This window comes from Citrobacter sp. CK191 (assembly GCF_030333435.1).
Taxonomy (GTDB): domain Bacteria; phylum Pseudomonadota; class Gammaproteobacteria; order Enterobacterales; family Enterobacteriaceae; genus Citrobacter_B; species Citrobacter_B koseri.
In genome coordinates this window covers 125,958-138,135 of record NZ_JAOWFX010000033.1, presented here as the reverse complement: position 1 = coordinate 138,135, position 12,178 = coordinate 125,958, and the positions used below count along the sequence as shown (strand labels likewise).

Genomic DNA, 12,178 nt, shown 5'->3' with positions numbered 1-12,178 from the left:
CGGCTTTGTTCAGCGCGCTGGCTCATGGATTAAGCAGGTTTTGCTCCTGTTTTCACTTTGCGTGCTTATCCTGGAGACAGGTTGTTGGACTTCGTGTAGGGTTGCCCCCGAATGTAAACATTATTCGTCCCAGGGATAAGACGAAAAGTCTGAGAATATGTATCTATCTATGAATCCAGTACCTCCACAGCGTGAATATTTTCTTGACTCCATCCGCGCCTGGCTGATGTTGTTGGGGATCCCCTTTCATATCTCGTTGATCTATTCAAGCCATACCTGGCATATCAACAGCGCAGAGCCCTCATGGTGGCTGACCCTGTTTAACGATTTTGTCCACGCATTTCGCATGCAGGTCTTTTTTGTTATTTCCGGTTATTTTTCGTACATGTTATTCCTGCGTTATCCATTAAAACGCTGGTGGAAAGTGCGTGTTGAACGCGTAGGTATTCCTATGCTGACGGCCATTCCTTTACTCACCTTGCCGCAATTTATCATGCTGCAATTTGTCAAAGGAAAAACCGAGAACTGGCACACGCTTTCTTTGTATGAGAAATACAATACGCTGGCCTGGGAATTAATTTCTCATCTGTGGTTTTTATTAGTGCTTGTTGTATTAACAACCCTGAGCATGTGGGCATTCAGCCAAATCAAAAAAAGCGCGGAACGCACAACGAAGCCATTATTCGCCGCCGTTTCGATGACCAAATTGACGCTTATCTTCTTTATCCTTGGCGTCGGTTACACCGCGCTGAGACGCGCCATTTTTATCATTTATCCCTCTATTCTTAGCGATGGCATGTTCAATTTCGTCGTCATGCAAACGCTGTTTTATCTCCCTTTCTTTATCCTGGGCGCGCTGGCATTCATCAACCCGGCGCTGAAAGCGCTGTTTACCGTACCGTCACGCGGATGCACGCTGGCTGCGGCGCTCGCCTTCGTTGCCTACCTGCTGAACCAGCGTTATGGCAGCGGCGATGCCTGGATGTATGAGACAGAATACGTCATTACCATGCTGATGGGATTGTGGATGGTTAACGTGGTCTTTTCGCTGGGCCACCGTTTACTTAATTTCCAGTCCGCTCGCGTCACCTATTTTGTGAATGCATCGCTTTTCATCTATCTGGTGCATCATCCACTAACGCTGTTTTTCGGCGCGTATATTACGCCGCATATTACGTCGAATCTGCTGGGCTTTTTATGCGGGCTGGTCTTTGTTATCGGTATTGCGCTGGTCCTGTATGAACTGCATTTACGGGTTCCCGTACTGAAATTTTTATTTTCGGGCAAACCTGCGGTTAAACGTGATAACAGCAAGGCTGTCGCCAGTTAAGCTGCCCGCTGAAGGGCGTTAAAGCAGCCATTCGACGGGCAAGACAGACGCCAGTCGCACCAGAACCCGCTTCCAGAATCCTGTGGCGGGTTCTTTTTTCAGTACCACCTCGTCACGCAGGTGGCGATCAACCCAGTTAATTCTTCCCCAACGATCCAGCCGCAGTTGCCAGGCGTCATCACGCTGGCTCTGCATAAAACGGTTATGAATCAGCGTTGCCAGCGTTTCGCTTTCAATCACAAACCCCATTTCGGTATTGAGTAACGTCGATCGGGGATCGAAATTGAGCGAACCGATAAAAACCTTATTCCCGTCAATGCTGAAGGTCTTCGCATGCAGGCTGGAGCCTGAGTTACCGGTTAAACCACGATCGTGAAGTTCAGCCACATGCCCGTTAGTGGGTTTAAGCTCATAGAGCTCAATGCCGTAGCGCAGAAGTTTTTTACGCCACCGCGCATAGCCCGCATGGACGACCGCCACATCGTTCGCCGCCAGTGAATTGGTAAGAATCGCGATCCTGACCCCTTTTCTCACCAGTTGCAGCAGTTGCGCGACGCCCGCCCGGGTGGGAACAAAATAGGCGGAAATAATGTCGATACGTTCCGTTGGCGACCCCATCACATCGAACAGGCGTTGCGGCAGAAGCGAATGACGCTGCGCTTTCCCCTCGCCTTTTAAAGGATCGTCGCTGAGCAGACGGGTTTTCGCCCATATCAGCGGTAAAGCGCCGCGATCAAGATGGGACATAAAGTGGCTGGTTTTCAGCTTATGCAAATAGCGGCGCGTAATGTCGTCGTTGTACCAGGAATCCGGTAAGTCAATGCGTCGGGTGATTTCCTGCTCAGACAGCGACAACACTTTTTGCAGCGTTGAAACCGATTTGCAGTGCCAGTAACGTTCAAAATCATCCGCCACGTCTTTTACGACAGGGCCAATCGCCATCACGTCGAGATCGGAAAACAGCGGCTCTTCACCTGCGCCAAAATAGGCATCGCCAATATTCCGCCCGCCGACAATGGTGACTGCGCCATCTGCCGTATAGCTTTTATTATGCATACGCCGATTAAGCCGGGCAAAGTCGGTTAAATACCCCAGCGCACGCAGCATACGAAAAGAGAAAGGATTAAACAGGCGCACTTCGATATTGGGGTGGCTATCCAGCAGTTGCAACGTATCATCAAGCCCCGGCGTATTGTTATCATCCAGCAGCAGGCGAACATGAACGCCGCGCTTTGCCGCCGCCAATAATATCGAAAACAGCAGACGCCCGGACATGTCGTCCTCCCAGATGTAATACTGCACATCCAGGGTGCGTTCAGCCATTTCCGTTAATCGATAGCGTGCGGCAAAGGCATCCAGGCTGTCATCCAGGGCGAGAATGCCGCATTCGCCGGGATGACGTTCACACAGCGGGGTAACAGCGCGCTCAAGTCGGGTCAACTCACTCATCACCTTGTTGGGTCAGTAATCGCTCGTAAAGTCGGGCAGTTTCTTCATCATAACAGACAAAGTATACCTGCTCAGGTAGCGCGTGGCGGGCAAGAAAATCCGCGACCGTATTGACCGCGATCTCTGCTGCGGCGGGGCGTGGGTAGCCGTAAGCGCCGGTGCTGATCGCCGGAAACGCGACAGACCGGTAGCCATTGGCCAGCACCAGTTGCAAACTGTTGAAATAGGCATCTTCCAGGAGCTGGGATTCGTTGTGATCGCCGCCACGCCAGACGGGCCCCACCGTATGAATCACCGCTTTCGCCGGCAGATTGCCAGCCAGAGTGATGACCGCGTGTCCTGCCGGGCACTCGCCCTGCTGCTGCCTGACTTTTTTGCAGGCTTCCAGTAGCGCCGGACCCGCTGCACGATGAATCGCGCCGTCGACGCCACCGCCCCCCAGTAATGAAGCGTTGGCGGCATTAACAATCACATCTACCGTGAGTTGGGTTATGTCGCCATGTTGTACATGAATACGCGATTTCATAGATCCCCCTTACCTTAACCTATAGCCTAAGTGTACAGCAGGGCTTTCAATGAAATCGCGTTTTTTAATCGAACGATTTTATCTCTGACGTGATGCGTTTATTGGTATTCAATACTCATAATCGCCAGACGTTGTTGCGGATCGAGATAGTTGACTCTCACAGATGCAATTTGTCGAAGGCTTTGCGGGGCGGTTGTAACCTGTTGCAGGGTAAAACGGTTAGTTTTCATCTGGCCATTATTCACGCATGTCATGTCAATATTTTGCTGCCGGGCACTGACCTCACAGGGAGGTTCGACAATCTGACCACGAAAATGAATAACGCCGCCGGTAGTGATTTGTTGAGCTGTAACAGAGGAAGAAAAGAGAATGCAGACGCCAAGGCCTGCTCCGAGGATATTTTTCGAACACAACGCAAACATACAATAGCTCCTCAATGATCAATCATACTTGAAGGATCGGAGTTTTCCTTCCACTGCGACGCTCGCGGTGAACGGAAACGACGTTGTTGCCTCTCTATAATTCATAGAACAGTAATCCATCCCCTGCCACAAACAATCACCAAATAAATCAAATGATTAAGATGACTTCTCAGGAGATGGCCATTGCTGCGACAAATGCAACGACTGCCCGTCGGAAACGGTAACGATAATTTTTACCGAGTCCTCCGGGGAAATATTTAAACTGAGTTTCGTTAAATCAATGGGTTGATTAGCGGGCAAAGAAAGGGTTGTTTTCTGCTGTGTACGGCTTTGCCCTCCTTTCCCATCACGAACGGCAAAAATTTGGACTTCGCACACGCAGGGTTTACTGAGCGTAACCTGGGGGACAATGGTGTAAATTTCACCTTGTTGCGTGGTATTAAATGTAATCTGGCTGGAGAGCGCGGCAAGGAGTAATAGCGTATTCATCATATCCTCACGAAAAAAAACAGGGCTTTCGCCCTGTTTATTATGAGTACCCGACCTGAATCAGTACTGGTTAGCCGTGGCGTTGTTGCCGAAGCCGACCTGAGTAACCGATACCTGGGAGTCGGACGCAGTCTGGTTAACCAGCGCGCCGTTGCGGCCACCAAACTGGCTCACAACGATATCAGAGTTTTTGGCATTCCACTGATCGATAGTCGCGCTGTTTCTGTACCCATTCTGGGTCAGGTCAATGCCGCTGTTGTCAGCGCCCTGGCCTACGTCTGCGCCGTTACCATGACCATATTGTTTGATGGACAGATCTGATTTACGAGCATCGCTTTGCAGAGCAAGAGCAGAGTTTGCGCTACCGTACTGGAAAATACTCAGGGTAGATTCAGGGCCGGAATTATTACCGCCATTATTATGACCGCCGCCACCGCCCCACTGCGGAACAACACCTGCCAGAGCACTGCCAGAAACTACGATTGCTGCGAATGCTGCCACTTTTAAAAGTTTCATGGTAAACCCCCATCGGATTGATTTAAAAGTCGTCATGGTATTAACGTTGCGTAACGCGAATAGCCATGCGCGACTGTCTCTGCACTACAACTGCTGTTTTTTGCGTACCGTACTGCGTAATATCTGCTTTATTACCAGAACCTTTCTGAATAATCATTGCAGTATTACCATAAGAGCCTTGCGATATACTTGCATCATTGGCGTAACCCGCCTGATCAATATATGCAAGGTTATAAGCTCCTGACTGGTCAATCTTCGCCCGGTTATTTCCGCCTTCTTGTGAAATAACAGATAAAAGTTTTGAGCCGTCCTGGCGTGTTTTTGCACTATTATAAGTGCCCTTTTGACCAATAATGGCTGCCTGATTAAATGAAGACTTGCTTAATTCATTTACCGCAAAATTATATTCCGCATTTGCCAGATCATAACTTGTCGCGGCTGCAATCCCAGGCGCACCCAGTATTGTTAACATCATAAATAACAATTTGTTTTTCATGTTGTCACCCTGGACCTGGTCGTACATTACGTTAATTTAAAAGCATTTCAATTTGACTGTTAACGCGATTCGTTTTTTGTTAACGCCGCGTTACGATGAAGAGTATGTCCGTGGAAACATTTTAAATAACTCACCCGCGAGTGGTATTTTGATATTCAGCGTCACACCAAAGTGCTAATTCACTGTTGACTCCACTGTTATTTACGAAAAATTTATTTTCTTATCTGTAGCGGGCTAAACATTTCTGCCAGTGAGAGGGAAAAACCGTTTTCTGCATATCATTATGCGTTTCTCCGGGCATCACACTGCATCGCCGTCACAACTCGTGACAAACATCATTTTTTTCTCACTAAAAATGTCCAGGCGGCCCTGAGTCGAACGTTTTAAAATTAACTTGTCAGACAAACTCAAAAATAATTTTAAATTATGATTTAAAATCAATCAGTTATTATAATTTGTATGATTTTTTAAATCTATGCAATAACAGCAACATGTACAACTTTTCTATCAAATCTAATCTCTAAAAAATCCACACATTAACATATGAATATATAATTTTACATTTTGTTACAAGTTTAACACTTGCTTTAAGGTTTGTAATGACTAGATTGAAATCAGTTGTAGTCCATCTGTTTTAATATTTTTACCCTTTTTGGGTTGATGTTTTATTTCTACACACAGCAGTGCAACATCTGTCAGTACTTCTGGTGCCTCGTATTTTAGCTGAGGCAGCTGTCAGATGTGCGACTAAAAAAAGTGGGGTTTCATCATGTTTAATGAAGTCCATAGTATTCATGGTCATACATTATTGTTGATCACAAAACCATCTTTACAGGCCACTGCATTATTGCAGCATTTAAAGCAATCACTGGCTGTTACCGGAAAACTACATAATATTCAACGTTCTCTGGATGATATATCCGCCAGCTGCATTGTTTTACTGGATATGATGGAAGCGGATAAAAAAATTATCCATTACTGGCAAGACAATTTGAGTCGGAAAAACAACAATATCAAGACGTTATTGTTGAATACTCCCGACGACTATCCCTTCCGTGATATTGAAAACTGGCCACATATCAATGGCGTGTTTTACGCAACGGAGGATGAAGAACGTGTCGTTAACGGCTTGCAGGGGATCCTGCGAGGCGAATGCTATTTTTCGCAAAAGCTGGCCAGTTACCTGATCACCCATTCAGGGAACTACCGTTACAACAGCACGGAATCAGCGCTTCTCACTCATCGTGAAAAAGAGATCCTCAATAAACTGCGAATCGGCGCCTCAAACATTGAAATCGCCCGCTCGCTTTTTATCAGCGAGAATACGGTAAAAACACATCTTTATAATCTTTTCAAAAAGATAGCTGTTAAAAACCGTACTCAGGCGGTCTCGTGGGCAAACGATAACCTCAGGCGATAAAGCCATGAAACGCTATCTGACCTGGATTGTGGCAGCAGAATTACTGCTTGCCGCAGGGAATCTTCACGCTGCGGAAGTTGAAGTGGAAGTTCCCGGACTCTTAACTGACCATACCGTCTCATCAGTCGGCCACAATTTTTATCGCGCCTTCAGCGACAAATGGGAAAGTGAGTACACAGGCAATTTGACCATCAATGAAAGACCCAGTGCGCGTTGGGGAAGTTGGATTACGATAACGGTAAATCAGGACGTTATATTCCAGACTTTTTTATTCCCAACGAAAAGAGACTTCGAGCGAACCGTTGACTTCGCTCTGGCGCAAACTGAAGAAGCATTAAATCGTCGGCAAATAGATCAAACGCTATTAAGCACGAGTGATTTAGCGCGCGATGAATTCTAAAATATGATTTAGTCTGGAGGCTGCCATGCGTGTCAAACATGCAGTAGTTATGCTCATGCTTATTTCACCATTAAGTTGGGCCGGAAATATGACATTCCAGTTCCGAAATCCTAATTTTGGTGGAAACCCAAATAACGGCGCATTTTTATTAAATAGCGCTCAGGCACAAAACTCTTATAAGGACCCAAGTTATTACGACGACTTCGGGATTGAAACCCCGTCTGCCCTGGATAACTTTACGCAGGCTATTCAATCGCAAATCCTTGGCGGATTGCTGACAAATATTAACACCGGCAAACCAGGCAGAATGGTGACCAATGATTTTATCATTGATATCGCCAACCGGGATGGGCAACTACGACTTAATGTCACGGACAGGAAAACCGGGAAAACCTCGACGATTGAAGTGTCAGGTTTGCAAACACAGTCAACCGATTTCTAAGCCCCAGCTACCAAAGGACAATAATCATGCAGCGCTTACTTATTTTGGTTGCAGTATGTTTACTGAGCGGATGCTTAACCGCCCCGCCTAAAGAAGCCGCGAAACCGACATTAATGCCTCGTGCGCAAAGCTATAAAGATTTGACGCACCTGCCGATGCCAACGGGTAAGATTTTTGTCTCGGTTTATAATATTCAGGATGAAACTGGCCAGTTTAAACCTTATCCGGCGAGTAACTTCTCGACTGCCGTTCCGCAGAGCGCCACCGCGATGCTGGTAACCGCGCTGAAAGACTCCCGCTGGTTTATCCCGCTGGAGCGTCAGGGACTGCAAAACCTGCTGAACGAACGCAAAATTATTCGTGCAGCGCAGGAAAACGGCACGGTGGCTATCAATAACCGAATCCCGCTTCAGTCCCTCACCGCCGCGAATATCATGGTGGAAGGGTCGATTATCGGTTACGAAAGCAACGTGAAGTCAGGCGGAGTCGGTGCGCGGTACTTCGGTATCGGTGCGGATACGCAGTATCAGCTTGACCAGATTGCGGTAAACCTGCGCGTGGTTAACGTCAGCACCGGCGAGATCCTCTCTTCGGTCAATACCAGCAAGACCATCCTTTCCTATGAAGTGCAGGCCGGGGTGTTCCGCTTTATTGATTACCAGCGACTGCTGGAAGGTGAAATCGGCTACACCTCTAATGAACCGGTGATGCTGTGTCTGATGTCAGCGATTGAAACGGGTGTTATCTTCCTGATTAACGACGGGATCGATCGCGGTCTGTGGGATTTGCAGAACAAAGCGGAGCGTCAGAACGACATTCTGGTGAAATACCGCCACATGTCCGTACCGCCGGAATCCTGATATTTCGCCAACCGTAGAATGCCCGATGGCGCAGGCTTATCGGGCCTACAACAGGCAGAATAAGTTTGCGCCATCAGGATTGACATCATATGAGCGTGGGAGGAAACCTCACGCTTTTTTATTTGCTGACCGCCGTCGGCGAAGAATCTCTTACCCGACGAGACGCCAGCCACAGCCCGCTATTTTTCATCGCATAGCCAAACACGAGTCCCAGCGCCAGCGAAGGCAGAACCAGTCGCCAGTCCCCCTGCCCTGCAAACGTCGCGCATGCGCCGATAAAGGTGCCAGGCACAAAAGAAAGCAACAGTTGCTTCGCCTGAACGCACATCAAAAACGCGACGATTCCCGTCATGACGTAACTGACGATCTCCAGATGCGGAGCCAGCGCGCTGCCGTGAATAATCACCAGCGCCCACACCACGCCGCTCAGGAGCGTACATGCAGAAATCAATAACCCTTTCAGGCCGCCCTGCGGGCAGGCAAAATAGGCCGTACAGCCCAGAAAACCCGCCCAGCTGAGCAGGCCAAAGGAAACGGCCACCCATCCCCAGATACCGGAGAGAATGCCCGTTGTGATTGCAATGGAGATAAGTATATTCATGCCGCGCATCATAGCAGAAAAGCGGCATACGAATGAGATCACGCACACATTTTATGCAAGACAATTAATCACGTTGCATAACAAAGTGACCATGATCACATTTACTCTTCAGCGCCTTCCTGTAACTCATCCCACATTGCACCGATCGCATCACGCGTCAACGGCGCCATCGTACGCCAGAATGGCGTCGCGGCATGGGCTTCCACTTTGCCAAGGAAAGTTCCGCACCAGGGAAGCAGGTATTCAATAAACAGCGTTTCCAGCGCTTCGCTCTCATCTTCAGCAGACTGATCCTCCAGCCAGGAGGCGGCCAGCAGCAGCGTACCGATATGGTCGGCAGGGGTATCCGCCAACGGCATACCGCGAGCGGAAAGAAACGCGCGAACATCGGACTCCTTCGCCCCTTCCACCCAGGCGCTGCGATAAGGCGACACGGCGCACTCGTCACCGACAAACAGCGCATTGTAGTCCGCCGCCAGTTGGGTCATGTCGCAACTTTTTTGCAACCGCGCCAGAAGCTCATCCTGCTCCAGCGGCCAGCTTGCCGACAATTTACCCTCGCGGATCAGCGTAAACAGAGGAACCAGCAGAGGGTCCTGCGGTTGGCGGTAATACAGCGATCCCAGCACACGACACAGGATAGAAAACTCATTCATTGATATATTCCAGTTATCAGCAATTAAAGTTCAGCAAACTCCGGGATCGGCGCCATACCGCGCGATTCCAGAAATCTCAGTAAGCGTCCTGGCGAAACGTTTAAAACGCGTTCTTCCGGGAAATCCACTTCATCCAGGATCTTCCGGCATTCGGCAAATTCACCGAGTGTAAACGCAGTATGGGAATCCGACCCTAACGCTACCCATCCGCCTGCGTCACGCACGGCTGCGGCCACCGCGCGGCAATTATCTTCACTGCCTTTGCGCGAATGCAGGAATGACGAGTTATTGATTTCCAGCGCCACCTGGTATTTAGCCGCCGCCTGCGCAATCGCGGTGATATCGACAGGATACTTCGGGTTACCCGGATGGCTGATAATATGCACATTTCCGCTGGCCATCGCGGCAATCATCGCCTGGGTATTGGTCTCTTTATCGTGCGGCGCGAAAACCGGTTCATGGAAACCGGCGATAATCACATCCAGCGAGTTCAGCATCGGGCCCGTGCAGTCAATCTCGCCATCAATATTCTTGATGTTGGCTTCAATACCGCGAAGAATGCCCACCCCGTCAACCAGACGCGGCCAGATACGCATGTTGATAAAGTGCCAGTGATGCGGAGCATCGGCCATATCCGGGCCGTGATCGGTAATGGCAAAGAGCTTAATACCTTTGCGTTTCGCTTCGGCAATATAATCGTGCAAGGTACTGTATGCGTGGGTGCTGGCGACGGTATGCATATGCAAGTCAACGGGATACATAACTCACTCCTGTAGTCGTTTTCCGACAAGGATAGCAGGTATCGTCGCCATTTATTAGTCGAAACCCGGCGCTAACCGGGTTGTCATCAGTAGCCGCGAACGCGATCGACCTGACCCGTCACGGATTCGCCGCGCTCCAGATGCGTAATGGTGCGCGAAATATAGTCCACGGCTTCCGCCGGGCGGGTGACGGCGGCAATGTGCGGCGTCATCGCCACGCGAGGGTGTTGCCAGAGCGGACTCTCTTTTGGCAACGGCTCGCGGCTGAAAACATCCAGCATCGCCCCTTTGAGTTTTTCGCTATTCAACGCGGCAAGCAGATCGTCCTCATTAACATGCACGCCACGCGCCAGGTTAAGCAGGTAAGCGCCATCCCGTAACTGATTGAGCAAGCTGGAATTAATAATGCCCACCGTCTCCGCCGTATTTGGCAGCAGGTTGATCAGCACCCTTGTTTGATTCAGGAATGCGCCTAACTCCTCAGCTCCCGCAAAACTCTCTATGCCAGGCCAGGATTTACGGCTACGGCTCCAGCAGCGAAGCGGGAATCCCCATGCCTGGAGCGCTTCAGCGACTTTGGCGCCCAGCACCCCCGCCCCCATAATACCGACGGTGAATTCATCGCGATCATATTCCGGCAGCGGCTGCCATGTTGACTGGTTTTTCAGCGCCTGATAATCATCGAAACGGCGGAACCAATGCAGCACCTGGCTCACGGCATACTCCTGCATTTGCAGGCCCATGCCGGTATCTTCCAGGCGGAACAGCGGGATAGAGGCATCCAGCATTTCCGGGTGCGCTTTGAGCTTACTCAGAATGGAATCCACACCTGCGCCAAGCGCAAATACGGCTTTTAGCTTCCGTCCTTCGAGCATCTCCACCGGCGGATGCCACACGAGCGCATAATCCGCAGGTTCGTTATCACCGGGTTTCCATTCACGAATATTCGCGCCGGGAATCGCCTTTGCCAAAGCGTTAAGCCACCAGGCCGTATCGAAGGTCGGGTGATAGAACATTATCTCCATATTGACTCCTGAGTGTTGTTGTGCGGAATTTACTCGCACTTATTATCATCATTTTCATAGGGATCATCAGCATAACAAATTTAGAGATGCTGGCAAAAAAAGCAGTTTCCGCTTATTTAAACTGCATGTTGATTGAAGTTTGTGTAATTGCACGATTTTTTAGAAAAGGTGATTGACGCCGGGGGCGTATTTCCCTAAATTAGCGCCCGTTCCAGCAACACTGGAACGACAATATGGTGAGGTGTCCGAGTGGCTGAAGGAGCACGCCTGGAAAGTGTGTATACGGCAACGTATCGGGGGTTCGAATCCCCCCCTCACCGCCATATTCAGAAAAAGAGCTCGTACGAAAGTACGGGCTTTTTTTTTGCATGTTGCACGCGCTGTGGGGGGATGAGAACCCACGACCGGGGTTCGACAACTGGCGGCAGCCAGTTGGACAGACCGCGAACGCAGAGAACGGGCTGCCCGCAGGGCGAGCGAAGCGAGTCAATCCCCCCCTCACCGCCATATTCAGAAAAAGAGCTCGTACGAAAGTACGGGCTTTTTTTTGCATGTTGCACATGCTATCCGGCTGACAAGAACACCGTAGGCCCGGTAAGCGTTAGCGCCACCGGGCACCTGCACATCGCCGGATAGCAGCGCAAACGCCTTATCCGGCCTACAAGAACACCCCAGGACCGGTAAGCGTTAGCGCCACCGGGCGCCTGCACATCGCCGGATGGCAGCGCAAGCGCCTTATCCGGCCTACAAAAAAACAAAGCCCGGTTTCCCGGGCTATGAGATCT

At 49.8% G+C, this 12,178-nt stretch carries 15 protein-coding genes and 1 tRNA gene; 6 read left to right on the top strand and 10 right to left on the bottom strand.

Annotated elements, in window-relative coordinates; genetic code table 11:
* Nucleotides 1-169: 169 nt before the first annotated feature.
* Nucleotides 170-1,330: a glucans biosynthesis protein MdoC gene (gene mdoC / locus OGV82_RS17940; protein WP_047457579.1), complete on the top strand. Its 1,161-nt coding sequence runs from the start codon at nt 170-172 to the stop codon at nt 1,328-1,330.
* A gap of 18 nt (nt 1,331-1,348) precedes the next feature.
* Here the strand turns inward: mdoC and OGV82_RS17935 are convergent, their stop codons facing one another.
* From OGV82_RS17935 to csgB, 6 genes are all read right to left on the bottom strand, one after another.
* Nucleotides 1,349-2,779 carry a phospholipase D family protein gene (locus OGV82_RS17935; protein WP_080750326.1) on the bottom strand — a complete coding sequence of 477 codons (1,431 nt, stop codon included), beginning with the start codon at nt 2,777-2,779 and terminating at the stop codon, nt 1,349-1,351.
* On the bottom strand, nt 2,772-3,305 hold the full coding sequence (ymdB, locus tag OGV82_RS17930) for an O-acetyl-ADP-ribose deacetylase (RefSeq protein WP_047457580.1): 534 nt from the start codon (nt 3,303-3,305) through the stop codon (nt 2,772-2,774). The genes OGV82_RS17935 and ymdB overlap by 8 nt, the downstream gene beginning before the upstream one ends.
* A gap of 98 nt (nt 3,306-3,403) precedes the next feature.
* Entirely contained in the window at nt 3,404-3,727 is a 324-nt protein-coding gene (locus OGV82_RS17925; protein WP_047457582.1) for a YmdA family protein, read from the bottom strand.
* A gap of 156 nt (nt 3,728-3,883) precedes the next feature.
* A complete protein-coding gene (gene csgC / locus OGV82_RS17920) occupies nt 3,884-4,216 on the bottom strand; it encodes a curli assembly chaperone CsgC (RefSeq protein WP_024130449.1) in 333 nt (110 codons plus the stop codon).
* 60 nt (nt 4,217-4,276) lie between these two features.
* Entirely contained in the window at nt 4,277-4,732 is a 456-nt protein-coding gene (gene csgA, locus OGV82_RS17915; protein WP_024130450.1) for a curli major subunit CsgA, read from the bottom strand.
* Nucleotides 4,733-4,772: 40 nt separating this feature from the next.
* Nucleotides 4,773-5,228: a curli minor subunit CsgB gene (gene csgB / locus OGV82_RS17910; protein WP_047457584.1), complete on the bottom strand. Its 456-nt coding sequence runs from the start codon at nt 5,226-5,228 to the stop codon at nt 4,773-4,775.
* Nucleotides 5,229-5,997: 769 nt separating this feature from the next.
* Between csgB and csgD the strand changes: the two genes are divergently transcribed.
* From csgD to csgG, 4 genes are read left to right on the top strand one after another with little or no spacing between them, the layout of a single operon-like run.
* Complete coding sequence (gene csgD / locus OGV82_RS17905) at nt 5,998-6,648, top strand: biofilm master transcriptional regulator CsgD (RefSeq protein ID WP_012132891.1); 651 nt, start codon at nt 5,998-6,000, stop codon at nt 6,646-6,648.
* Between the two features lie 4 nt (nt 6,649-6,652).
* Nucleotides 6,653-7,048 (top strand): curli production assembly/transport protein CsgE, encoded by a 396-nt coding sequence (csgE, locus tag OGV82_RS17900; RefSeq protein ID WP_012132892.1) that lies wholly within the window; start codon nt 6,653-6,655, stop codon nt 7,046-7,048.
* A gap of 25 nt (nt 7,049-7,073) precedes the next feature.
* Entirely contained in the window at nt 7,074-7,490 is a 417-nt protein-coding gene (gene csgF / locus OGV82_RS17895; protein ID WP_012132893.1) for a curli production assembly/transport protein CsgF, read from the top strand.
* A gap of 26 nt (nt 7,491-7,516) precedes the next feature.
* Nucleotides 7,517-8,350, top strand: a complete 834-nt coding sequence (csgG, locus tag OGV82_RS17890; protein WP_024130452.1) for a curli production assembly/transport protein CsgG — start codon at nt 7,517-7,519, stop codon at nt 8,348-8,350.
* 118 nt (nt 8,351-8,468) lie between these two features.
* Here csgG and OGV82_RS17885 read toward each other — a convergent pair whose 3' ends face one another.
* The 4 genes from OGV82_RS17885 to ghrA form a co-directional block, all read right to left on the bottom strand.
* Entirely contained in the window at nt 8,469-8,951 is a 483-nt protein-coding gene (locus OGV82_RS17885) for a DUF1097 domain-containing protein (RefSeq protein WP_065422796.1), read from the bottom strand.
* Between the two features lie 101 nt (nt 8,952-9,052).
* Nucleotides 9,053-9,607, bottom strand: a complete 555-nt coding sequence (locus OGV82_RS17880) for a TorD/DmsD family molecular chaperone (protein ID WP_012132896.1) — start codon at nt 9,605-9,607, stop codon at nt 9,053-9,055.
* Nucleotides 9,608-9,630: 23 nt separating this feature from the next.
* Nucleotides 9,631-10,368: a phosphatase gene (locus OGV82_RS17875; RefSeq protein WP_012132897.1), complete on the bottom strand. Its 738-nt coding sequence runs from the start codon at nt 10,366-10,368 to the stop codon at nt 9,631-9,633.
* 86 nt (nt 10,369-10,454) lie between these two features.
* Complete coding sequence (gene ghrA / locus OGV82_RS17870; protein ID WP_101744265.1) at nt 10,455-11,393, bottom strand: glyoxylate/hydroxypyruvate reductase GhrA; 939 nt, start codon at nt 11,391-11,393, stop codon at nt 10,455-10,457.
* Between the two features lie 235 nt (nt 11,394-11,628).
* Here ghrA and OGV82_RS17865 point away from each other — a divergent pair.
* Nucleotides 11,629-11,716: transfer RNA gene (locus tag OGV82_RS17865), tRNA-Ser, on the top strand.
* The last annotated feature ends 462 nt before the right edge of the window (nt 11,717-12,178 follow it).